At 29.6% G+C, this 23,202-nt stretch carries 23 protein-coding genes; 18 read left to right on the top strand and 5 right to left on the bottom strand.

The window, feature by feature from the left end; translation table 11 throughout:
* The first annotated feature begins 18 nt into the window (after window positions 1-18).
* The 15 genes from DMZ43_RS04345 to DMZ43_RS04275 all read left to right on the top strand — a co-directional run bounded on the left by DMZ43_RS04345 (window position 19) and on the right by DMZ43_RS04275 (window position 15,703).
* Window positions 19-561: a hypothetical protein gene (locus tag DMZ43_RS04345; protein ID WP_131506370.1), complete on the top strand. Its 543-nt coding sequence runs from the start codon at window positions 19-21 to the stop codon at window positions 559-561.
* A complete protein-coding gene (locus DMZ43_RS04340; RefSeq protein WP_131506369.1) occupies window positions 562-1,926 on the top strand; it encodes a lipopolysaccharide biosynthesis protein in 1,365 nt (454 codons plus the stop codon).
* Window positions 1,914-2,672: a sulfotransferase family 2 domain-containing protein gene (locus DMZ43_RS04335; protein WP_131506368.1), complete on the top strand. Its 759-nt coding sequence runs from the start codon at window positions 1,914-1,916 to the stop codon at window positions 2,670-2,672. The genes DMZ43_RS04340 and DMZ43_RS04335 overlap by 13 nt, the downstream gene beginning before the upstream one ends.
* Window positions 2,629-3,906: a glycosyltransferase family 4 protein gene (locus DMZ43_RS04330; protein ID WP_208325348.1), complete on the top strand. Its 1,278-nt coding sequence runs from the start codon at window positions 2,629-2,631 to the stop codon at window positions 3,904-3,906. Before DMZ43_RS04335 ends, DMZ43_RS04330 begins: the two co-directional genes overlap by 44 nt.
* 314 nt (window positions 3,907-4,220) lie before the next feature.
* Window positions 4,221-5,144 carry a hypothetical protein gene (locus tag DMZ43_RS04325; RefSeq protein ID WP_131506366.1) on the top strand — a complete coding sequence of 308 codons (924 nt, stop codon included), beginning with the start codon at window positions 4,221-4,223 and terminating at the stop codon, window positions 5,142-5,144.
* Window positions 5,141-5,905 (top strand): glycosyltransferase family 2 protein, encoded by a 765-nt coding sequence (locus DMZ43_RS04320; protein WP_131506365.1) that lies wholly within the window; start codon window positions 5,141-5,143, stop codon window positions 5,903-5,905. Before DMZ43_RS04325 ends, DMZ43_RS04320 begins: the two co-directional genes overlap by 4 nt.
* Complete coding sequence (locus DMZ43_RS04315; RefSeq protein WP_131506364.1) at window positions 5,895-6,809, top strand: sulfotransferase; 915 nt, start codon at window positions 5,895-5,897, stop codon at window positions 6,807-6,809. The genes DMZ43_RS04320 and DMZ43_RS04315 overlap by 11 nt, the downstream gene beginning before the upstream one ends.
* Before the next feature lie 3 nt (window positions 6,810-6,812).
* Window positions 6,813-8,081, top strand: coding sequence for a glycosyltransferase family 4 protein (locus tag DMZ43_RS04310; protein ID WP_131506363.1), 1,269 nt, complete (start codon window positions 6,813-6,815; stop codon window positions 8,079-8,081).
* A gap of 1 nt (window position 8,082) precedes the next feature.
* Window positions 8,083-9,195 (top strand): glycosyltransferase family 4 protein, encoded by a 1,113-nt coding sequence (locus tag DMZ43_RS04305; protein ID WP_131506362.1) that lies wholly within the window; start codon window positions 8,083-8,085, stop codon window positions 9,193-9,195.
* A complete protein-coding gene (locus DMZ43_RS04300; RefSeq protein WP_131506361.1) occupies window positions 9,195-9,929 on the top strand; it encodes a WecB/TagA/CpsF family glycosyltransferase in 735 nt (244 codons plus the stop codon). The genes DMZ43_RS04305 and DMZ43_RS04300 overlap by 1 nt, the downstream gene beginning before the upstream one ends.
* A 367-nt stretch (window positions 9,930-10,296) precedes the next feature.
* Entirely contained in the window at window positions 10,297-11,127 is an 831-nt protein-coding gene (locus tag DMZ43_RS04295; protein ID WP_161566731.1) for an O-antigen ligase, read from the top strand.
* Entirely contained in the window at window positions 11,114-12,034 is a 921-nt protein-coding gene (locus DMZ43_RS04290) for a hypothetical protein (protein WP_131506359.1), read from the top strand. Before DMZ43_RS04295 ends, DMZ43_RS04290 begins: the two co-directional genes overlap by 14 nt.
* 5 nt (window positions 12,035-12,039) lie before the next feature.
* Window positions 12,040-13,350, top strand: a complete 1,311-nt coding sequence (locus DMZ43_RS04285) for a UDP-glucose/GDP-mannose dehydrogenase family protein (protein WP_131506358.1) — start codon at window positions 12,040-12,042, stop codon at window positions 13,348-13,350.
* 3 nt (window positions 13,351-13,353) lie between these two features.
* Window positions 13,354-14,340 carry a UDP-glucuronic acid decarboxylase family protein gene (locus DMZ43_RS04280; protein ID WP_131506357.1) on the top strand — a complete coding sequence of 329 codons (987 nt, stop codon included), beginning with the start codon at window positions 13,354-13,356 and terminating at the stop codon, window positions 14,338-14,340.
* Window position 14,341: 1 nt separating this feature from the next.
* On the top strand, window positions 14,342-15,703 hold the full coding sequence (locus DMZ43_RS04275; protein WP_131506356.1) for an undecaprenyl-phosphate glucose phosphotransferase: 1,362 nt from the start codon (window positions 14,342-14,344) through the stop codon (window positions 15,701-15,703).
* Here the strand turns inward: DMZ43_RS04275 and DMZ43_RS04270 are convergent.
* From DMZ43_RS04270 to DMZ43_RS04260, 3 genes are read right to left on the bottom strand one after another with little or no spacing between them, the layout of a single operon-like run.
* Entirely contained in the window at window positions 15,700-16,860 is a 1,161-nt protein-coding gene (locus DMZ43_RS04270) for a glycosyltransferase family 4 protein (RefSeq protein ID WP_187347842.1), read from the bottom strand. The genes DMZ43_RS04275 and DMZ43_RS04270 overlap by 4 nt on opposite strands.
* Entirely contained in the window at window positions 16,860-17,954 is a 1,095-nt protein-coding gene (gene wecB / locus DMZ43_RS04265) for a non-hydrolyzing UDP-N-acetylglucosamine 2-epimerase (RefSeq protein ID WP_131506355.1), read from the bottom strand. Before wecB ends, DMZ43_RS04270 begins: the two co-directional genes overlap by 1 nt.
* A complete protein-coding gene (locus tag DMZ43_RS04260) occupies window positions 17,951-19,270 on the bottom strand; it encodes a phenylacetate--CoA ligase family protein (protein ID WP_131506354.1) in 1,320 nt (439 codons plus the stop codon). Before DMZ43_RS04260 ends, wecB begins: the two co-directional genes overlap by 4 nt.
* 84 nt (window positions 19,271-19,354) lie before the next feature.
* On the opposite strand from DMZ43_RS04260, the gene purD reads away from it, so the two are divergent.
* Window positions 19,355-20,626, top strand: coding sequence for a phosphoribosylamine--glycine ligase (gene purD / locus DMZ43_RS04255; protein WP_131506353.1), 1,272 nt, complete (start codon window positions 19,355-19,357; stop codon window positions 20,624-20,626).
* Here the strand turns inward: purD and DMZ43_RS04250 are convergent.
* The gene (locus DMZ43_RS04250; protein WP_129759749.1) at window positions 20,621-20,848 is read right to left on the bottom strand and encodes a uracil phosphoribosyltransferase; all 228 of its coding nucleotides are present in this window, start codon (window positions 20,846-20,848) and stop codon (window positions 20,621-20,623) included. The genes purD and DMZ43_RS04250 overlap by 6 nt on opposite strands.
* 79 nt (window positions 20,849-20,927) lie before the next feature.
* On the opposite strand from DMZ43_RS04250, the gene DMZ43_RS04245 reads away from it, so the two are divergent.
* The gene (locus DMZ43_RS04245) at window positions 20,928-21,854 is read left to right on the top strand and encodes a DUF6427 family protein (RefSeq protein ID WP_131506352.1); all 927 of its coding nucleotides are present in this window, start codon (window positions 20,928-20,930) and stop codon (window positions 21,852-21,854) included.
* Here DMZ43_RS04245 and upp read toward each other — a convergent pair.
* Window positions 21,843-22,502: a uracil phosphoribosyltransferase gene (gene upp / locus DMZ43_RS04240; RefSeq protein WP_131506541.1), complete on the bottom strand. Its 660-nt coding sequence runs from the start codon at window positions 22,500-22,502 to the stop codon at window positions 21,843-21,845. The genes DMZ43_RS04245 and upp overlap by 12 nt on opposite strands.
* Before the next feature lie 71 nt (window positions 22,503-22,573).
* Here upp and DMZ43_RS04235 point away from each other — a divergent pair, with 71 nt between their 5' ends.
* Entirely contained in the window at window positions 22,574-23,182 is a 609-nt protein-coding gene (locus DMZ43_RS04235) for a DUF4254 domain-containing protein (RefSeq protein WP_131506351.1), read from the top strand.
* Window positions 23,183-23,202 lie beyond the last annotated feature (20 nt).

Raw genomic sequence — 23,202 nt, 5'->3', positions numbered from 1 at the left:
ATAAAAACAAATAAATTAATGAAAAAATTAACATTAGTATTATTAGTAATTACCTTTTTTTCGTGTAAAAATGAAGAAAATGTAGCCGAAAAAGCTAAGCAACAAAATAATAAACTAGAGCAAAAAATAGAAAAAAAGAATAGACTCGTATTTGAAATAGATTTTAAAACGACTAAACCAGATGATTTTATTTTATTTTCAAATGATGTTTTTTTAAATAACAGTCAGTTTATGAATTTTATCATAACTCATAAAATGAACAGTAATGAAAATCAAAAGGTTATAAAATTTGAAGTGCCAGATGAAATTAAACCTGATGTTAGCTTAGGGTTGATTTTAGGGAGAGAAAACGAGAAAGCCATTACAGTTAAATTAATTAAAATACATACCAATAATGTTGAGTATTTGATTTCTCCTGATGAATTAAATGATTACTTTACTTTTAATAAATTTATAGAATATAATCCTGAAACAGGCATTATTAATACAAAAAGAATAGATGGGAAATATAACCCAACAATGTTTTTAAGAAAAAAAATTATAAATAAACTTTTTCAATAATTGAAACATAATATTGTTAAACTTTTAGAAAAAGTAGGAGTAAAAAGCTCTCGAACAAAAAACATAATAAAGCATTTACTAATTTCTTTTTTATACAAAGGAGGAGCTGTTTTATCTAATTTTTTATTAGTTCCATTAACAATTGAGTATCTCGATACTGAAAACTATGGGGTATGGCTAACAATTACATCTTTTATCTCTTGGCTTTCTTTTTTGGATATTGGATTGGGTAACGGATTAAGAAATAAGTTTGCAGAAGCAAAAGCGAACAATAATTTAGAGTTAGTGAAAGGATATATTAGCTCTGCATATTATTCAATATTCATATTGAGTTCATTTCTTTTTATTGTTTTTTTTGCCATTAATAATTTTATTGATTGGACATTGTTTTTTAATTCTAGCTCTAAGTTAAGAAGTGACCTTAGTTTTTTAATGCCTATTGTTGTTGGGTTTTTTTGTATTCAATTAATTGTAAAACTCATAGTCAGCATATATTTAGCTGATCAAAATCATTCAGTTCAAGTTAAAATTCAGTTTATCACACAAGCGATATTATTGTTTATTGTCTGGCAGCTCACCAAAACAGATAATAGTTCTTTACTTGTTTTTGGCACTTTGTTTTCATGCATACCTGTAGTTGTTTTATTAATATTCAATGTATTTGCTTTTTCAAATAAGTACAAAGCAATAAAACCATCATTTAAGTATTTTAATAAAAAATATTTAAAAGATGTAATGGGTATAGGAGTTAATTTTTTCATTATACAAGTTGCAGCAATAATTTTGTTTTCTACTGATAATTTTATCATTAGTCAGTTATTTAGTCCTGAAGAAGTAGTCCCTTACAACATCGCTTTTAAATACTTTTCTATACTTACCATGCTATACACAATGATTGTAGCTCCTTACTGGTCTTCATTTACTCAAGCATTTACCCTAAAAGATTTCGAATGGATAAAGAAATCTGTAAAAAATATTTTAAAAATTTGGTTTATTGTACCAATACTGCTAATTATAATGTTGATATTGGAAGATTGGTTTTATAATATTTGGATTGGAGAAAAAGTTATTGTACCATTATCTCTTTCTATTTCAATGGCTTTATTTGTTTTGTTGTTTACGTTTAACATGGTTTTTACTCAATTTATTAATGGTGTAGGGAAAATTAAGATTCAATTAATTACTGCAATCACATCTATGATTATAAACATACCGTTGAGTATATTATTCGCAAACTTTTTTAATATGGGAACAACAGGAGTTATAATTGCTACTTGTGTTTCTATGTCTTATGCAGCTGTATTAAGACCAATGCAATATTATAAAATAATAAATAACAAAGCTAAAGGGATATGGGCAAGTTAAGTTTTTTCGAAAAAATATTTTTAAAACTCCCTCATTCACTAATATATAATCTATATAGGTTTTTTAGAAGTAAAGAGTTTAACAAGAAGCAAGAAGAAAGAAAAATAATAGTAAAGGGAAAAGAAAAGTATTCATTAAAAGGTTTTGATGATAATGAATGTATTTTTATTCATATCCCTAAAGCAGGAGGGGTTTCATTGGCATTAAATCTTTTTGGAAATTTAGGTTATGGGCATAGACCAATTTACAAGTATTTATACATTTTCAACCAAAAAGAATTTAAAAAATATTTTAAATTCACATTTGCAAGAAATCCATGGGATAGATTAGTTTCAGCCTACTTCTTTTTAAAAGCAGGAGGGTTTCATAAAGAAGATGCAGAGTGGTATGAAATGCACCTATCAAAATATAAGGATTTTGAAGATTTTGTCCTAAATTGGGTTAATGAAGATAATATATATAAAGGGATACATTTTATTCCTCAATATGAGTTTATCACAATAAACTCAAAAGTTGCAGTAGACAAAATATATAAAATAGAAGAATTTAACAATAGTGTTAAAGAAATTAATGAGGTGTTGAATAAGGATATTCTTCTTACACACGAAAATAAATCTAAAAGGGAAAAAGATTATAGAACATATTATTCTTCAAAAACGCAAAAGATTGTAGAAGAAGTTTATAAAAAAGATATTTTACTCTTTGGCTATAGTTTTAGTGATACAAGCCATAAAAGCAAGATTTGAGTGTAAGATAATGAAAATATTGATTGTAAATTTTAGTGATATAGAAGGTGGTGCTGCTAGAGCATCTTATAGACTTCATAATTCGCTCCTTAAAGAAGGGGTTAGCTCTACAATGTTAGTTAAAACAAAAAAAAGTGATGACTATACAGTTATTTCTCCTACTTCAAAGATTGGTAAATTTACAGCTAAAGCACAGTCTATAATAAATCCATACCCATTACTTAAATATAAAGAACATGATTTATTTTCACCGTCATTTTCACCGTCATTTAGAATTGTAAAAGCAATTAATGAAATAAATGCTGATATTGTTCATTTACATTGGATTAATGCAGGAATGTTAAAAATAGAAGACTTTTCAAAGATAAAAGCACCTATTGTTTGGTCCTTACATGATATGTGGGCATTTACGGGTGGGTGTCATTATTCAAAAGAATGCGAACGATATAAAGAAAACTGTGGGAAATGTATTATTTTAAAGTCAAATAAAGAAAATGACTTAAGTCGTAAAATTTTTAATAGAAAGAAAAAAACTTTCGCCAAAACAAATTTAACAATTATAGGTTTAAGTAAGTGGCTCGAATCTTGTGCAAAATCTAGTACTCTATTTAGGGATAAAAGGGTGGTTAATTTACCAAACCCAATAGATACAAATTTATTCAAACAAGTAGAGCAAAAACATGCAAGGAAATTATTTAATTTGCCGAATGATAAAAAATTGATTCTTTTTGGAGCGATGTCTGCCACTAGCGACAAAAGAAAAGGGTTTGATCAACTAAAGAAAGCATTAAAAAGTATAAATAAAGAATGTGTTGAGCTTTTAATATACGGTAGTTCTAAGCCCCAAAACCCTGAAAACTTAGGTTTCAAATCTCATTATTTAGGGAGACTATATGATGATGCTAGTTTAACAGCAATTTATAATGCAGCTGACGTCATGATCGTTCCTAGTTTAGAAGAAAATTTATCTAATGTTATTATGGAAAGTCTGTCTTGTGGAACACCTGTCGTTGGGTTTGATATAGGAGGGAACAGCGATTTAATAGACCATAAAGAAAATGGATACTTAGCAAAACCTCTTGATACTAATGATTTAGCCAAGGGCATAGAGTGGGTTTTAAATAATGAAAACTACTTAGGGTTAAAAAATAAATCTAGGGCAAAGGTTTTAAAAAATTTTGATACTACTATAGTAGCTAAAAAATATATACAACTATATAAAAGTATTAATTAATTTTGAAGAATACGTTTAGAGCAAATGCAAGTATTGTTAAGGTAATTCTTTACCTTAACTTGTTTTATGTATTCTTTTATGTGCTCTTAAAACCTCAAGGAATTAGTTTTTCAAAAATTGCTATATCATGCCTCTTGTTGTCTTCTTTGGCCTTACTTATTTATTTTAGTGCTAAGAACATAAAAAAGCTCAAACAAATAAATAGAACACCCAGAGTTATATATTTTTTATTAATTCTCTGGTGTGTTATAACTATTATCAGAGGTTTTTCGTTGAACTTACAGGATTGGATTACTAATTTAGGAAACATCTACATGGCACCAGCATGGTTAACGCCACTTTTTTTAATTATAGGAGTAAATTTAAGTAATTGGTCCAAGGCATATAAAGCAATAAGTTTTATGTTGGGTTTAATGGTTTTCTTCTTTTTTTTAAGCTTTATATTCCCATTCAAATATCCTCAATGGTCATGGCTATTAAGACCTGTTAATTTAGCTTTTATAGTTTTTTTCTATAGGTCGAATATATTAAATAAAACACTTTTTTTTTTAGCGACTATAGCATATTTGTTTATAACTGATGCTACAAGCCACCGAGTAGATTATATTTTCTTTGCATTATCCATAACTTTTGTTCTAATAGATAAAGCAAGCCAAGTTAATTTAAGAAAATTACTTTTCTGGCAGGTTATTATTATTTATGTTTTAGTTCTTTTAGTTATTTTTTTAATGGGTTATGCCTATTTTGCGGATACAGTTAACTTACTCGTGGAATATCAGGACTCTAGAACCTTTTTATTTACAGAACTTTTTACAGAGCTTAATAAAAATGAATATTATTATGGAAGAGGTTCTCTCGGTACATACTACAGTGATTTTTTTGAAAGAACAACAAGATATTATCATCTGAAAGGTAATACAGGCTGGAAAGGAGATGAACCGGAGAGAATTACAATTGAAGTAGGTTACCTTCAAATGATATTAAAAGGAGGTTTTATTATGTTTTTCTTACACTTATATTTTATGTTGTATGGTGTTTATTTAGGTATTTTCAAGTCAAAAAATAAATTCACAAGAAGATTAGGGGTTTTCATATTAATTATAACCATTTTAAGTATAATTTCATTTAGGCCAAGATTTACTCCAATTTTTATTTTTTTATGGATGGCAATAGGCACTGTGTTAAATAAAAAAAACAGAGAAATGAATGATGAGGAAATTAATAATTTATTAAAATGATAGAAACTCCTAAAATTAGTATTATAACTGTAGTATATAATGGTGAAGCTTACCTACAACAAACCATAAACAGTATAAAAAAGCAAACTTACAAAAACGTTGAGTACATAATTATTGATGGAGGCTCTACTGACAAAACAATTGATATAATAAATGACAATGAAAAAACTATTTCAAAATGGGTAAGTGAACCAGACAATGGCTTGTATGATGCTATGAATAAAGGAATCAAAATGGCCTCTGGGGAACTAATAGGAATAGTAAATAGTGATGATTGGTATGAAAACAATACAGTTGAGCAAGTAGTAAATGCATACATAAAAAACAAAGAGAAAAAAATATTTCATGGTGATAAAAACTGTATTAAATTAAACGGAGATATAAAATTAAAAAAAGCTAAAAACAATCCTTTTTTGATCAAATATTATGGTATGGTTTTAAATCATCCAACTATGTTTGTACATAAAGATATTTATAAACATTATCAATATAATACCCAATTAAGGTCTGTTTCTGATTACCAATTTACTTTAACAAATTACTTAGACAATAAAAATAAGTTTCATTATATACCTCAAGTTTTATCTAATTTTAGATTAGGAGGAATTAGTGGAAATTTAAAATTCAAGAAGATTTTATCTGAAAATTATATCGCAAGAAAAAATGCAGGTATGAATTTTGCTAGTAGGTCTTTTGCATTAGTATTCAGAATTTTGGTAGAAGTTTATTTTAAATTATCTAGAAAGAACAATGATTATTAAAAAAGAAAATAGCAACTATAATATACCAGATTTTTTAATAGTTGGTGGAGCAAAATGTGGTACAACATCTTTAAGTCAATACCTCTCTAAACATTCTAATATTTTTATACCAAAGGTTAAAGAGTGCAGATACCTTTCAAAGATGACGCCAAACTTTAATGGTCCAGGAGATCATGTTGTAAATATTGAAATGACCACTTCATTAAAAGAGTATTCAGACTTATTTAAAAAAGCAAAAGCAGGTCAGTTTTTGTGTGATGCTTCCGTAGATTATCTTTACTATTATAAAGAAACAATTAGCAGCATTAATGACTTGTATAAAGATGAACAGCCTAAGATTATAATTCTTTTAAGAAACCCAGTTAAAAGTGCTTTTTCTATGTATTCTCACCTTAAGAGAGACCTAAGAGAAACGCTTCCTTTAAATCAGGCTATTAGCGCTCAAAAAGATAGGCAAAAAAATAATTGGGAATGGGTTTGGCAATATACTGAGATATCTAAATACTACAATCAAGTAAAGTTTTATAAAGACAATATTGATAAAGAGAATTTAAAAATTATAATTTTTGAAGAGTTTATTAAAGACCCTCAAAAAGAGCTAAAAGAAATACTTGCTTTTTTAGGTTTAGAAGACCAAGACTTAAAAGGAGATAAAGTTCATAATAAATCTGGAAACGCTAAATCACCCTTTCTACAAAAGATAATCTTAAACAAATCACCTTTAGTGATGTTTATAAAAAAGCTTATACCAAGAGGTTTAAAGCAAAAAGTGTCTCAAGTAAACATAGAACCAGTTGCAATTTCACAAGAAGACATAAAATTATTAAAACCTTATTTTGTAGAAGATATTGTCAAGCTTGAAAAGCTATTAAATAAAGATTTATCTCTTTGGCATAACAATTAAGCAATGCAAAATAAAAGTAAAATTCTAATATGTGCATATGCCTGTCAACCTCACAGGGGCTCTGAACCTGGAGTTGGATGGAACATGGTTTCTGAGCTAGCAAATAACTCTCAATACAAATACTTAGTAGCTACAAGGAGTTATTATAAAACGTATATAGAAAAAGAAACTATCCCTGATAATTTAGAGTTTTTTTACTACGAACTTCCTCAAATTTTTATAAGATTAAAAGAAAGGTTTAATCTGCTAAGAATTTATTATTATTTATGGATGTTAGGGGCATACATTAAATTAAGAAAACAAAAAAACAGCTTTTATATTATTCATCATCTTACTTTTGTAAATGATTGGCTACCATCACTTTTTGTGTTGTTTAAAACAAAATACAATCATTTTATTTGGGGGCCTATAGGAAGTCATAGCCGTGTTAATTCAATATTTTTAAATTCAAGAAAAGAAAAGGTAATTGAGAAAATAAGGATTTTTTTACAGACTTTTTACAGAACATTTGACCCTTTTTTTATGATATGTAAAAAGCAGTCAAGTAAAATAATAGGAATAAATAATAATGTAAAAAATAAGCTTAAACTTAAACATAAACTACAACACAAGTTCATTAGTTTTCCTGCAATAGCCTTGAGCCAAAAACAAATTGACGAAGCAATATATCAAGCTAAAAAGAAGAGAATATCTAAAGAAACTTTTAATATAATATCAGTAGGCAGATTAATGTATATTAAAAATTTCCATTTCACTATTTCAGTATTTGCTGAATTTCTCAAGAGCATACCAGAGAATGAGAAAGAAAAAATAATACTAACGATAATAGGAGAAGGAAGTCAAAAAAATGCATTAATTGAGAAGTGTAAAACTTTAAATATTTATAAAAACGTACAATTTTTAGGTAATATTCCGCAAAAAGAAGTTATGAATTATTTTTCTAAAGCTAATGTTTTCTTGTTTCCAACCTTAGAGAGTGCAGGATTTGTAATCTTGGAAGCTATGGTTAATTTTTTACCTGTTTTAGCATTAAATACAGGAGGACCAAAACAATTTTTGAAAGAAGAAACAGAAAATCAGTTGGTGGAGTATGATAATAGAATGAGTAAAATGGAGATTATTAATTCAATGGCTTCAAAACTTAAGAAGCTTTATAATAACTCAGATTTAATAAATAAAATAGGATTGGTTAATCATAATGAAATAGTTAATAATTATACTTGGGATAAAAAGGCAAAAAAAGTAATAAGCATTTATAACTCTTTAAAATAAAATGAATAAAGCTCTTTTTATTTTACACTATTCGCCACCAGTTCATGGTGCTTCAAAAGTAGGAGACTCTATTTTAAATAGCTCAATTATAAGACAAGAACTGGATGCTAAATTTATAAAAATAAAATCTTCAGACAGTATCGATGTTATTGGTAAGTTTAATGGTAAAAAGATTTTATATTTCATTGAGTTGTTTTTTAAAATTTGCTGGAGCTTATTATGGTTTAGACCTCAAATAATATATTACACAGCATCACCTTATGGTTTTGCTTTTTATAGAGATTTAGTGGTTTCAGTTCCTATTAAATTTTATAGAAAATTGAGTAAAACAAGCTTGTTTTACCACTATCACGCAAAGGGAATAGATAGTTTTGTATCACAATCTAGCATAAATAAAAAATTAACTAATTTCCTTTTAAAAAACACAACGATTCTGCTAATCTCTAAACTAATGAAAAGTGAAATAAGGCAGGTTAACACCTATAAAAATGTGGTTTTTATAAATAATGGTGTAGAAACTACTTTAAACAAGGAAGATTTTTTAAATGTTGTGTCTCAAAGAGTATCTAGTAATAAAGCATCTGTTTTGTATCTTTCAAATATGATAAAAGAAAAAGGCTATGATACTATTTTAGAAACTGTAAGAAAAGTAAAAGAATCAGGTTTAGACAATATAGAGTTTAACTTTGCAGGAGGTTGGGCAACAAATGAAGATGAGCAGTTTTTTAATAACTATGTAAAAGAATATAACCTGCAAGAATATGTTACATTTCATGGTTTAGTACAAGGTGAGAAAAAGAAATCTTTGTTTTCAAACGCAACCATATTTGTTTTTCCTTCAAGATATAAAAAAGAAGTGTTTCCTATTTCTGTACTAGAGGCATTATCTTATGGTTTGCCAATTTTAGGTTTTAATGCAGGTGCGGTTTCAAAAATTATTAATGCTAAAATAGGTGTAATCAGCAATAAAGAACTTATTTTTGAAGACTTAAAGAAAATGATAGTAAATTACCAATCTACTGATAATTATAAGGTTTGTAGAGAGGAATATTTAAGTAAATACACTATTGATGTCTTTGAAAGAAAACTAACAGACATATTAACTTCAAGCTAATGCCCAAATCAGTTAAAATAAAAGAGTATAATATTTATGCGTCAGATATTAATAGTCTAACAGTTGAAAAGGACAAAAAGACTATTGTAAACACAATAAATGCGCATTCTTATATAGTAGCAAAAAACGATTCAAAGTTTAAAAAAGCATTGGTAAGTAGTGATATTTTATTGCCAGATGGAGAAGGTGTTGTTTTGATGGCAAAAAAGTTGAAAGGCGAAAAAATTAAAAAGATAGCAGGAGCAGACATTCATGACTATTTATTAGATCTATCAGAAAAAAGAGGTCTTAAATGTTTTTATTTAGGAGCAAGCCAGGAAACATTAGACATTATCAAAAACAAACAAACTCAAAAATATAAAAATGTAGCGTTTGGTTTTTATTCGCCACCATTTAAACCGGTTTTCTCAAAGGAGGATAACGCACAAATGGTATCAAAAATTAACGCGTTTAAACCAGATGTGTTATTCGTTGGAATGACAGCTCCTAAACAAGAAAAATGGGTTTTTGATAATAAAGAAAGTATAGATGCTAACATCATTTGCTCTATAGGTGCTGTTTTTGATTTTATAGCCGAAACAAAAAAAAGAGCACCACAATGGGTTATAAATTTAAAGATGGAATGGCTATATAGAAGTTTCACTGCTTGGAGGTTAACAAAACGATACCTTTATTCTACCCCTCTTTTTCTTTTAGAAGTTTTTAAATTAAAATACTTTAAAAAATCGATATAAATAAATAATGTTAAATAAGCCACTAGACATAATAAAACTAGTTGTCAAAAAAGGAGACTATTCTTTTTTGGCATTAACATTATCAATGTTTCTGCTACCCCTTTCAATCAACTTGAGTACGTTTACGTTAATTGCCTCTATTGTTTTAAAGATTATTCAGTCAATTTATCATAAAGAGCTAAAGTATGGTTCAAAAGCTTTAAAACACAGTGTAATAATAGGATTTGTTTTTTTAGTTTATATAATTATAAACTCAATTATACAAACCAATTTAAGGCACACTTTCGTTTTTTTTGAAAAACAGTTTTCACATTTTACTTTATTATTTATCATACCCTTTATAATGGGAAACAAAAAGGAAAATAAGTTGCCTTTTTATGCATTGTTAATTGGGAGTCTAGTGGCAATTATAGAGGTGTTTGCTTTGAGTGTGATAAATAAAATACCATTTGATAAATATGCTTTTTTAAGATTTTTAGATATTCATCACACCTATTTATCAATTTATCTGTTAACCTTAGTTAATCTCATGTTAATTAAGTTATTGTCAAAAAATAAACTAAAAATAAATACTAAGCTATTTATATTAATAATAATTAGCTTACTCTTTTGGTTTGTATTTTCTTTAGACAGTAAGGCTTCTATGGTCATTTTTGCGCTTTTGTTTGTTGTCCAAGCCTTACCTAAAGTAAATAAAAAAAACATAAAATTTCATATTCCTTTTTTAATAGGAATTATTATTGTTTTTGTAGTGTTTAATACTAAAGCATCAGTTAATTATGAGAAGGCTTTAGATTTTAGGTTACAAATATGGGAAGAGTCCTTTAAGATTTTTGAAAACAACCCCTTCTTTGGTAATTTAAAATCATCAGAGAAAGACTTACTTAACTATAATCATTACCTAAGCGGTAAATATTATTTCTTAGATTCTGACTTAAATAGCCACAATCAGTACCTTTCTTTTTTAATGAAGTACGGCTTAGTTGGAGTTTCAATCTTTTTTCTTTTTATGATAAACATGTTTAAAAAAGTTAATGTTAAATCACAAAAATCAAAAATCAGGGAGTTTTTAGGTTGGACAGTTATTATAATATTGGTGTTTTATATTGAAAACCTATTAGATAGGCATCATGGTATTGTTTACTTTTCATTCATGTATAATTATTATTTAGTTGCAGTAGAAAATGAAGAAATTTAAGTTAATATTTCTATTTGGACTAATAGCAACTATTGCATTCTCACAAGAGTCCGAAACTGTTATAAAGACAGATTTTGGTATTCGAGATTTTATAGTACAAAAAGATTCTATCATTTACATAAAAAAAAGAAATGCCTATTTAAAAGATATAAAAACAAAGACAACTAAAGACTACTTTATTGGAGGATATGGCCTTAAGTTTTTACAAGATAATAAGCCCAATACTATAATTACAGTGTCCAATGAATTAGTTAACAATGTGTCTTCAGTAAGATTTTATGACAAAAAGAAGGACCGTTTTGAAAGTGTTTTTTATAACGATGAAGGAAAAATTATAGACGCCGTTATTTTACCTGAATTAAACTTATTCATACTTAGTTTAATAAGTGAAAAAATAATCATAGTTAATTATTCAAAAAAACCTAAATTTTTAAAAATAGCAGAGATAAGTTTAAATACATTTTCTAGGAAAATGGTTTATGAAGAAGGAGCTCTATTATACTGTACAGATAAAGGAAAGGTTTATAAATACAACATAAATAATTACCAAAATGAATTAATTTATGATGGTAATGAGTTAATCACCGATTTTTTTATTGATGGAGAAACAATATTTTTATCTACAAACTCAGGGATACTCAAAAAAGTTAATATTGAAACCAATAAAGAAGAGCAAACAAAAATCAGTGATAATTTTATTAACACTTTTATAAACTCTAAAGAGAATCTTGTTTGTGGGAGTTGGAATGGAGATATATATATAATTAATAAGAAAGACCTAAAGCTTAAACAGAAGTTAAGCATTCATAAACGAAGTGTTTTAAAAATTGAAACCCAAGATGATTCGATTTTTTATTCAAGTAGTTTAGATAAAACAATAAAAAAATGGTATTTAAACCAGAATTAAATTAAATGAAAATATCAGTAATAGGAACAGGATACGTTGGCTTAGTTACAGGAACATGTTTAGCAGAAACAGGTAACGAAGTTCTTTGTATAGACATAAATGAAGAAAAAGTAAAACAAATGCAAGAAGGTATAGTTCCAATCTATGAACCGCATTTGGACGTGCTTTTTGAACGAAATATAAAGGCCCAAAGACTTAAGTTTTCAACTTCACTAGAAGAAGGTATTGAGCATGGAGACATTATCTTTTTAGCATTACCAACACCTGAAGATGAAGACGGTTCTGCAGATCTTTCATATGTATTGGGTGCAGCAAAAGATATAGGAAAACTTATAAGAGAGTACAAAGTTATAGTAGATAAAAGTACAGTACCTGTTGGTACAGCTGATAAGGTGACTGAGGTTATGGCAAAAGAAACTAACGTTGACTTTGATGTAGTGTCAAACCCAGAGTTTTTAAGAGAAGGTTTTGCAGTTGATGACTTTTTAAAACCTGAGCGTATTGTAATTGGATCAAGTTCAGAAAGAGCAACAGCTTTAATGCAAAAGCTCTATAAACCTTTTGTAAGATCTGGTAACCCAATTATAGTAATGGACGAAAAGTCTGCTGAGCTTACTAAATATGCTGCTAACTCGTTCTTGGCTACTAAAATTACTTTTATGAACGAAATTGCCAATTTCTGTGAGAAAGTTGGTGCAGATGTTGATATGGTAAGACGTGGTATGGGAACCGACTCTAGAATTGGTAAGCGATTCCTTTTTCCAGGAATAGGTTATGGTGGCTCTTGTTTTCCAAAAGACGTTAAAGCACTTCACAAGTCAGGTAAAGACAGTGATTATACGTTTGATATCCTTAATTCGGTTATTAGTGTTAACAATACCCAAAAAACAATCTTAATACCTAAGATAGAATCATACTATAATAATGATATAAACGGTAAAACTTTTGCTGTTTGGGGATTAGCATTTAAGCCAGAAACCGATGATATTAGAGAAGCACCTTCTATTTACATGATGGAAAAACTTCTTGCTGGAGGAGCAAAGCTTAATGTTTTTGACCCAGAAGCGATGCCTAATATTAAAAGAAAGTTTGGAGACACTTTAAATTATGCAAATAACATGTATGATGCAACAAAAGATGTAGATGCATTGATTATCTGTACAGAATGGAGTATATTTAGAACACCAGATTTTAATAAGCTTAAAAAAAACATGAATAGACCTGTTATTTTTGATGGTAGAAATCTATATGATATTCAAGAAATGAAAGGAGAAGGGTTTTACTATAACTCAATTGGTAGAGTCACTGTTAAATAATTTATGAAAAGAATATTAATAACAGGAGCTGCAGGATTTCTTGGTTCGCATCTCTGTGATAAATTTATAAACGAAGGATTTCACGTTATAGGAATTGATAATCTTATAACAGGGGACTTAAAAAATATAGAGCATTTATTTCCTCTAGAACATTTTGAGTTTTATCATCATGATGTTTCTAAGTTTGTACATGTGTCAGGTGAGTTAGATTATATTCTTCATTTTGCATCACCAGCAAGCCCAATAGATTATTTAAAAATTCCAATACAAACTCTAAAAGTCGGTTCTTTAGGAACACATAACCTTCTTGGATTAGCTAAAGCTAAAAATGCAAGAATATTAATTGCATCAACTTCTGAAGTCTATGGAGACCCATTGGTACATCCCCAATCTGAAGGTTATTACGGCAACGTTAACACAATAGGCCCAAGAGGTGTTTATGATGAAGCAAAACGCTTTCAAGAATCTATAACAATGGCATATCATAGATTTCACGGTTTAGAAACGCGCATTGTGAGGATATTTAATACCTATGGACCAAGAATGCGATTAAATGACGGAAGGGTAATACCTGCTTTTATAGGACAAGCGTTAAGAGGTGAAGACTTAACGGTTTTTGGAGATGGCTCTCAAACACGTTCGTTTTGTTATGTATCCGACCAAGTAGAAGGAATTTACAAGCTATTGTTTAGCGACTATGTGTATCCAGTAAATATTGGTAATCCTAATGAAATTTCAATTAAAGATTTTGCAGAGGAGATAATAAAACTCACAGGAACAAATCAAAAAATAGTTTATAAACCATTGCCTCAAGATGATCCACTACAAAGACAACCTAATATAGATTTAGCAAAGAAAATACTAAATTGGAAGCCAAAAGTAGATAGGAATGAAGGGATGAAGTTAACATTTAATTATTTTAAAGGCCTTACAGAAGAGGAACTGTACAAAAGTGAACATAAAGACTTTTCTAAACACATAAAACGATAATTTGAGTACGTTTAAGCAAGGTAGATATTCAGGGTATTTAAGACCAATTTCTTACTTAATTGATTTGAGTATAATTAATGGTTTGGCAATATTGTATTTTTTCAAAGCATTCATTGCTTATCAGCATTTTACTATTATAATTTCTGTCTCCTGGGTTATATTATCTATTTCATCAAAATTTTATAATGTATATAGGTACACTAGAGAGGTTACAATGGTATCAATGATAATTAGACAATTAATATTATTTTTATTAATTGTTTTTGCCTATTTTGGGTATAGCAATGATGTAGGAGTTAACCCTAAAGTTGTAATTAACTACGTCTTTTCTGTTTTTTCTCTTATAACTATTTTTAAGTTTACGGTTTATTATTTGCTTCAAAAATATCGTACAGCTTTTGGAGGTAATTATAGAAAAACAGTAATCTTTGGAGCTAATAAAAAGACCCTAGCTTTAGAGAATTTTTTCAATAAAAATCCTGAATACGGATACATTCATAAAAAGACATTTTCATTTAAGGAGAAAAAAGAAATAAACTTAGAAAAATGCTTCAGTTTCATTCTTGATGAAGGTATTGATGAAATATACTGTTCAATATCAGAATTAACTAACAACCAAATAGGAGAAGTTATTGATTTTGCAGACAATAACTTAAAAATACTTAAGTTTTTGCCAGATAATAAAGAGATTTATTCTAAAAAGCTTAAATACGATTATTATGATTATATACCAATTTTGTCTCTTAGAAACATTCCTCTAGAAGATTCAATAAATATGGTAGTAAAGCGAGTGTTTGATATTGTTTTCTCAAGTATGGTGATAATATTCGTTCTTTCTTGGTTAACACCAATTATAGCACTACTTATTAAACTAGAGTCTAAAGGACCTGTGTTTTTTAAGCAATCTCGTAATGGGTTTAATTACAAAGAATTTGATTGTTATAAATTTAGATCTATGATGCCTAATAAGGATGCTCACTTACAACAGGCAACAAAAAATGATATGAGAGTAACAAAGGTAGGCCGTATAATACGTAAAACAAGTATTGATGAACTACCTCAGTTTTTTAATGTGTTATTTGGAGATATGTCTGTAGTTGGACCAAGACCTCACATGGTTAGCCACACAAACATGTATGCGAAAAAGATTGACAAATTTATGGTTCGTCACTTTGTTAAACCAGGTATTACTGGTTTGGCACAAATAAGTGGATTTAGAGGAGAAGTAGAAACAGATAAAGACATAATAGGACGAGTTAAATATGATATTTTCTATATTGAAAACTGGTCTATTTTCTTAGACCTTAAAATTATTTTCAAAACCTTTATGAATGCAATTCAAGGTGAAGAAAAAGCATATTAAACTATAACTATTAATTCATTTAATTGCTTATTAAAATTAAAATGCTGTAATGCCGTTTTTTGGATTATTGTTTTAGAAGTGATTGTCAAATCTTCTTTTTTAATCTTGTTTAGAATAGAGTTTAAATCTTTATAATTACTAGATTCTGCTGCCCAACCCAAGTTATAGCTTTTTATAACAGTTTCGCCTTCACCACCACCAAAATAAACCATAGGAAGCCCTAAGCGAGCATATTCAAATATTTTGGAAGGCACTGACCCATAAATCCTATTAACTAAAGGAATAATGGTTAAATCGTATTTTAAAAGCTCTTTATGAAGTAACTCTCTCGATATTTCTCCATGATAGATTATTGGCAGGTTAGGGTTTTTTGAAATAAAAGCTTCAATCTTTTCCTTTTCAGCTCCTGCGCCATAAATATGAAACTCAATATTACTGTAGTCTAGTTGTTCGCATAATTTATAAATACCTTGGGCTATCCCAAGTAAACCAGCATAAACCACTTTTATTTTTTCATTAGAAACAGCCTCTTCAATTGTTGGAGGATTAAAATCAGGAAAATTTCTATAAAGGAAAACATTTTTACTAGGACATAAAGACATAACATGTTTTAAAATCTCATTGCTTTGGCCTAAAACTAAATCGGCTTTCTTATAGTTGAAATGTTCAATTCGTTCCAAAATTCTATAACTAAAATTCTTTTTAAAAGCTCCTAACTCCAAGCCTGCAATAGGCCATAAATCGCTTACGTTTAATATCAGTTTTCTTTTTTTTCGACGCAAAAACAACATACATGTAAACGCAACAAGTAAAGGAGGAGACTGTACAATAACTTTGTTTGGGATTTTATTGCTTATAAAAAACCAGATTAAGCTAAAGCTATACGATAGCATTGCAAATAAACGTAGAATCTTGTTTTTAGAGTTGCTTGCATAAATCCACAAACGATGAATTTTGATATTGTTTTCTGTTGAAGTATGCCTGAATTTACCTTTATACGCGTCAAATATTTTTCCTTTAGGATAATTAGGTAAAGGTGTGATTACCGAAACATTAAAATGATGCTGTTCTAAGCCATTTGCCAAATGAAAAATTCTATTAGAAGCAGCTCCTGTCTCAGGTGGAAAATAACTTGTTATGATAAGAATATCTGCCACTATAAATTATAAATTTCAATGATATGATTTGCAATTCGCTGTGCTGCATTCCCATCCCAAAGTTCAGGAATTTGCCCTTGTTTCCAGTTGTTAGACAATAAGGATTTAAACGCAGTTTCAATTTTTTCAGGGTCATTGCCAACCAACACATTAGTTCCAATATCACAGGTTTCAGGTCGCTCAGTGTTTTCGCGAAGCGTAATACAAGGGATATTCATAACTGTAGTTTCTTCGGTTATTCCTCCAGAATCTGTTAATACTCCCAAAGCATGTTTCACTAAGTAATTAAATTCCAAATACCCTAAAGGACTTATATAATGCAAGTTTTCAAAGTTTAAATCCAAACCTTCCAATAGCTTTTTTGTTCTTGGATGAACAGGAAATACAATTGGATAGTCTTTTCCTAGAGTTACAATTTGGGTAATGATTGATTTTAATTGTTGCTCTTCATCAACATTACTTGGTCTATGTAGCGTTATCACAAGGTATTGTTGGTTTTTTAAACCTAGTTCGTTCCAAATTTTGGGTTGCTTTAAGCGTGATTCGTTTTTTCTAAGCGTATCAATCATCACATTGCCTACAAAATAAATATGTTCATTTTTTACACCTAAATTTTTAAGATTGTCATTAGCTCTTGTTGAGGTTGTGAAAAAATAATCGGTTAAACTATCAGTTACTATTCTATTTATTTCTTCAGGCATTGTCATATCACCCGATCGAATTCCAGCTTCAACATGCGCAACATCAATGCCAGCTTTTTTGGCAACAATAGTACAAGCCATTGTTGAGGTAACATCGCCAACAACTATTACGAGGTCACAAGGGTGTTGTGCTAGTTCTTTTTCAAAACCAATCATTATTCCTGCAGTTTGTTCAGCCTGTGAGCCACTTTTTACCTCTAGATTAACATCAGGAAAAGGGATGTTTAACTCTTCAAAAAACGTATCGCTTAAATTTTTATCGTAATGTTGACCTGTATGCACTAACCGAAAGTTTATATTAAAACCTTTGTTTTTCTTTTGTTTGATAGCCTCAATTATTGGTGCTATTTTCATAAAATTTGGACGTGCTCCAGCAACTATGGTAATGTTCATGTGTTATGTTTTACAAATGACGAAAACTGTTTCAATTTACCACTTTTTGTGCGGTTTAAAACGTCTTGTCGTTCAAAAATAATATGAAGCCCTTTTTCAAGATAAGTCTCCATTTCTGCTTTAATTATCGCTTCTTTTTTAGCCGATAAAATCGTTTTACTTACGTAAATAACTTTAAAAGTATCATGCTGTAATTGCTCAATAATAAATTCTTTTACATTGCCATCATCTTCAATAATACTTTTGGTGATGTAGTAAAAAGTTAATCCAGCAGCTTTTTTACCACTTGGTAAAATCGCAATGTCATTGGTTCTTCCAATAAGTTGTTTTAAAATAGGTGTTTTAGCTGTGCTTTCTTTTGAAAGGATGCCAATATCTCCAATATCATAGCGAATAAAAGGATGCGCTTTGTTGTATAATGAGGTAATGACTATTCTGCCTTCATTTCCGTTTGGTAATATGTTGTTTTCTTCATCTAAAATTTCAACAAACAAGGTTTCGCTATTAACCTGCCATTGGTTGTTTTTATTTTCAAAAGCAATTAAATCTAATTCAGAGGCACCATATTCGTTAATTACAGGAACACCAAACTGCGTTTCCATAAGTGTTTTGTCATCTTCAAAAAGCATTTCAGAAGTTACAAGACAAGCTTTTAAACTTGGACAAACTGTAGTTAAAACCAATTGTTTTCGCTCTAAAAACTTTGCAAACTGAACTATTGAACTCGTGTAACCGTTAATGTAATCAAAGGAGGATGTTTTAAATTTTTTAAGGCAGTTTTCAAAAGCATCATCACTTAAATCAAAAACCGAAAACCGATAACGATGTCCTAACCAGTCTTTAAATCGTTCTTTATAATACCCTTTTTTATCTAATGGAATACCATAAAAACGCGCTTGCTTGGACTTGTTGAAGTCTAAACCAAACCATCCAAATCGATTTTGAATAACAGCCCATGTTAATGCATGTGAGAATTTATCTTTAGCAAACACAAAAGGGTCTCCAGAAGAACCAGAAGTTTTATTAATGTATACATTACCTTTACTAAAACCTTTTGAGAGTCTTTGCTCCAAGGGTTGCTGCAAATCACTTTTAGTCATTACAGGAATTGAATTCCAGTCTTCAATGGTTGTGGTTTTGGATAAATTCTTGTAAAAGGGATTATGCTTTAAATGATAGCTAACAATGTTTCGTTTTTCTTGTTCAATGTAAGCCTTAAATTCGTTATCATTTTGTTGTTGAACAGCTTTTAAAACAGCTCTTGCCTTTTTAATAGGATAACCGTTGAGTTGTAATGAAAGGTCAAATAAATTCAAACGAAAAGCATATTAGATGTTTTCTGTAAAATAATTATTTTTTGAGCGTAAAAGCAATTATTTTTGCGGCAAACAACACAAACTATGACAATTTTAATCCTAGGTTCTGGAGGAAGAGAACACACATTCGCTTGGAAAATAGCTCAAAGTCCTTTATGTAAATCACTTTATGTAGCTCCTGGTAACTCAGGAACTGCTGAAATTGCTCAAAATGTAAACATTGGAGTTACCGATTTTCTTGCTATAAAAACCTTAGTTTTAGATAAACAAATTGACATGGTTGTTGTTGGTCCTGAAGACCCATTGGTACAAGGCGTTCACGACTTTTTTTTAAATGACGAAGCACTTAAACATATTTCTGTAATTGGACCTCAACAAGCTGCTGCTGAGCTTGAAGGCAGTAAGGAGTTTGCAAAAGAGTTTATGATGCGCCACAACATTCCTACTGCTGCTTATCAAAGTTTTAATGCAAGTAATGTTGAGGAAGGTTATGCGTTTTTAGAAACTTTAAATCCACCTTATGTATTAAAAGCAGATGGATTGGCAGCTGGTAAAGGTGTTTTGATTTTAAATGATTTGAACGAAGCTAAAGCCGAATTAAAAAACATGTTAGTTGATGCAAAATTTGGTAACGCAAGTTCAAAAGTTGTTATTGAAGAATTTCTTGATGGTATTGAATTGAGTTGCTTTGTACTAACAGATGGTAAAAACTATAAGATTTTACCAACTGCAAAAGATTACAAGCGTATTGGTGAAGGTGATACAGGTTTGAACACAGGAGGAATGGGAGCTGTATCTCCAGTACCATTTGCAACACCAGAGTTTTTAAGTAAAATAGAAGAACGTATTGTAAAACCAACTGTTGCAGGATTACAAAAAGATAATTTGCCATACAAAGGATTTATTTTTATTGGCTTGATTAAAGTTGGTGATGATCCTAAAGTCATTGAATACAATGTACGCATGGGAGATCCTGAAACCGAAGTAGTTTTACCACGATTAAAAAATGATTTAGTTGAAATTTTCCAAGCTATTTCAAACGAGACATTACATACAATAGATATTAAAATAGACGAGCGTGCAGCAACAACTGTAATGTTGGTTTCTGGTGGTTATCCTGAAAGTTATGAAAAAGGAAAAGAAATCACAGGAATTGAAGCTATTACTGATTCAATACCTTTTCATGCTGGAGCAACTGTAAAAGATGAAAAAGTGGTAACCTCAGGAGGTAGAGTTATGGCAATAACGTCTTATGGAAACACGTATCAAGAGGCCATAAAAAAATCTTATCAAAATATAGAAAAACTACATTTTGATAAGATGTATTATCGAAAAGATATTGGTTTCGATTTATAAATATCTGTGAGCTGTAACGCTTTTGTCTTCTTCGTTGTTATTGTTGAATTTTTTAAGCTGACCCATCCAGTAAACAAATGCTACAAAACAAATTACCATAAAAATCCAGTTAAGACCATTTGCAGCCCACCAATTTTCTAATTCAAGTGCTCTTAAACCATCAAGTGGAGTAAATAATACATTTACAAATAAATCTTGTATTGCGTAAAAAAAATCTTTCATTGTGTATAAATTAATGCTCTTATATGAGCTTAAAAAGGATTATCAATATATTTACAAGGCAAATATACAAACATTATAAATGATTTCAAGTTTTTTTAGCAAAGCAAAACCAATACATTTTGCTGTTATAAGTGTCATACTATTGCTGGCTTTTACTCTAGCAAAAGTTTTTATGGCTAATATTTCAGGAAATTTTGTTGCTATTTTAAAGCAATTGCTACTTTTTGGAGTTGTTTTGTTATCGGTTTTTGTGTTTGATTTTGTTACAAGCAAAAACAATCTTACTAAAAAAAACAGCTATAGGATTTTGTTCTTTACGTTGTTTATGATAATGGTTCCGCAAACATTTTTAAACTCTAGTATATTGATTGCTAATTTGTTTGTCTTACTTGCACTAAGAAGAATTATTAGCTTACGAAGTCAAAAAGAAATGAAAAAGAAACTTTTTGATGCTGCGTTTTGGATTAGTCTAGCTACGTTACTCTTTTTTTGGTCGAGTTTGTTTTATGTGTTAATATTTGCAGCATTATTTCTTTTTAGAATTACCGATATTAAAAACTGGATTATTCCATTAATAGGAGTGCTAACGGTTGCAGTAATAGTTGCCAGTGTACTAATAGCAACAGGTTATGACATATCCAACTATGTGACCTCTATAGATTATACAATAAGCTTAGACTTCACTAATTTAAATTCGGGTCAAATTATAATCGCTTCAACTATTATTTTGTCTTATTTCGTCTGGTCTTTGTTTTACTACGTTCGAAATATTAAAAACAAGGCAAAAAGTTTAAAACCGTCTTACTTTTTAATCTTAATAGCTACACTTCTTGCAGCGATTATCATTATCATTTCACCTATTAAAACAGGAGCAGAGTTTATTTTCCTTTTCGCTCCATTGTCTATTGTACTCACAAATTATATTGAAGTATCTTCTGAAAAATGGTTTAAAGAAGTATTAATTTGGATATTAATAATCACGCCTTTTGTAAGTCTAGTGCTGTAGTTTTGCTCCAAAAGCTAAATCACCTGCGTCTCCTAATCCAGGAATAATATAACCTTTTTCGTTTAGTTTCTTATCAATAGTAGCAATCCACAAATGCGTGTTAGCATCAAAATGTTGTGAAACATAATCAACACCTTCTTGAGCGCCAATAACACTAACTAAATGCACATCTTTTGGTGTTCCAAAAGGTTTTAAAGCTTCAAAAGTTGCAACCATAGATTGTCCTGTAGCAAGCATAGGATCTGCTAAAATAAGTATTTTGCCTTCCAGGTCTGGACATGCTAAATACTCTACAATGATTTCAAAACTTTCAGGGTTGTCTTTATGATGCCTGTAAGCCGAAATAAATGCGTTTTCAGCTTTATCAAAATAGTTTAACAAACCATTATGTAATGGTACTCCTGCTCTTAAAATAGAGCATAACACAATATCATCATTAATCAACATAGTTTCTGAAGTGCCCAATGGAGTAGTGATAGATTGTGTTATAAAATTAAGAGACTTACTTAACTCGTAACCCAAAATTTCTCCTGTTCGTTCAATATTTCTTCTAAATCGCAATGGGTCTTTTTGAATGTTTTCATCTCGCATCTCAGAGATAAATGTGTTGAGTATTGAATTTTGAAGTGATAAATTATGGATGTGCATCTGCTTTGGTGTTTTTACAACTGTAAAGTTATTAAATAGGCTTATATTTGCAGTCATAAAAATACCATAATATGTTTTCAGATAAAGCCAACAGCATTTTTCAAGATGCTATAAACACGTACAAAATTAAAAATACCGTAGATCAACCATTTACTAACAAGTATGATAAAAACGAAGATGTCATTGCACATTTATTATACAGAAAATGTTGGATTGATACTGTACAATGGGCTTACGAAGATATTATTAGAGATCCAAATATCGATCCTGTTGACGCATTAGCTTTAAAACGTAAAATTGATGCTTCAAACCAAGATAGAACAGATACTGTTGAATATATTGACAGCTACTTTTTAGATAAATATAAAGATGTTACTCCAAAAGCAGATGCTACGATAAATACCGAAAGTCCTGCTTGGGGAATCGATAGATTGTCAATTTTAGCATTAAAAATTTATCACATGAATGTAGAGGCAACAAGAACTGACGCTAGTGATGCGCACAGAGCAGCTTGCCAAAAGAAGTTAGACGTGCTTTTAGAGCAACGTGTAGATCTTTCTACCGCAATTGATACACTTTTAAAAGATATTGAAAACGGAGACAAGTACATGAAAGTGTATAAGCAAATGAAAATGTATAACGACGATGAGCTAAACCCAGTTCTTCGCGCTAGTAAATAAACAGCATTGCTAGTAAAGCA

The organism is Meridianimaribacter sp. CL38, from assembly GCF_004328055.1.
Taxonomy (GTDB): Bacteria; Bacteroidota; Bacteroidia; order Flavobacteriales; family Flavobacteriaceae; genus Gaetbulibacter_B; species Gaetbulibacter_B jejuensis.
This window is presented reverse-complemented; position numbering and strand designations above follow the sequence as displayed.

What these genes read in the sequence shown, in the direction of transcription:
- wecB (WP_131506355.1), bottom strand. Translation starts at nt 17,954, where the DNA reads ATGAACATTACCATAGTTGCTGGAGCACGTCCAAATTTTATGAAAATA.
- DMZ43_RS04335 (WP_131506368.1), top strand. Translation starts at nt 1,914, where the DNA reads ATGGGCAAGTTAAGTTTTTTCGAAAAAATATTTTTAAAACTCCCTCAT.
- DMZ43_RS04320 (WP_131506365.1), top strand. Translation starts at nt 5,141, where the DNA reads ATGATAGAAACTCCTAAAATTAGTATTATAACTGTAGTATATAATGGT.
- DMZ43_RS04345 (WP_131506370.1), top strand. Translation starts at nt 19, where the DNA reads ATGAAAAAATTAACATTAGTATTATTAGTAATTACCTTTTTTTCGTGT.
- DMZ43_RS04290 (WP_131506359.1), top strand. Translation starts at nt 11,114, where the DNA reads ATGAAGAAATTTAAGTTAATATTTCTATTTGGACTAATAGCAACTATT.
- DMZ43_RS04300 (WP_131506361.1), top strand. Translation starts at nt 9,195, where the DNA reads ATGCCCAAATCAGTTAAAATAAAAGAGTATAATATTTATGCGTCAGAT.
- DMZ43_RS04285 (WP_131506358.1), top strand. Translation starts at nt 12,040, where the DNA reads ATGAAAATATCAGTAATAGGAACAGGATACGTTGGCTTAGTTACAGGA.
- purD (WP_131506353.1), top strand. Translation starts at nt 19,355, where the DNA reads ATGACAATTTTAATCCTAGGTTCTGGAGGAAGAGAACACACATTCGCT.
- DMZ43_RS04315 (WP_131506364.1), top strand. Translation starts at nt 5,895, where the DNA reads ATGATTATTAAAAAAGAAAATAGCAACTATAATATACCAGATTTTTTA.
- DMZ43_RS04325 (WP_131506366.1), top strand. Translation starts at nt 4,221, where the DNA reads ATGGCACCAGCATGGTTAACGCCACTTTTTTTAATTATAGGAGTAAAT.
- DMZ43_RS04305 (WP_131506362.1), top strand. Translation starts at nt 8,083, where the DNA reads ATGAATAAAGCTCTTTTTATTTTACACTATTCGCCACCAGTTCATGGT.
- upp (WP_131506541.1), bottom strand. Translation starts at nt 22,502, where the DNA reads ATGCACATCCATAATTTATCACTTCAAAATTCAATACTCAACACATTT.
- DMZ43_RS04250 (WP_129759749.1), bottom strand. Translation starts at nt 20,848, where the DNA reads ATGAAAGATTTTTTTTACGCAATACAAGATTTATTTGTAAATGTATTA.
- DMZ43_RS04245 (WP_131506352.1), top strand. Translation starts at nt 20,928, where the DNA reads ATGATTTCAAGTTTTTTTAGCAAAGCAAAACCAATACATTTTGCTGTT.
- DMZ43_RS04235 (WP_131506351.1), top strand. Translation starts at nt 22,574, where the DNA reads ATGTTTTCAGATAAAGCCAACAGCATTTTTCAAGATGCTATAAACACG.
- DMZ43_RS04280 (WP_131506357.1), top strand. Translation starts at nt 13,354, where the DNA reads ATGAAAAGAATATTAATAACAGGAGCTGCAGGATTTCTTGGTTCGCAT.
- DMZ43_RS04310 (WP_131506363.1), top strand. Translation starts at nt 6,813, where the DNA reads ATGCAAAATAAAAGTAAAATTCTAATATGTGCATATGCCTGTCAACCT.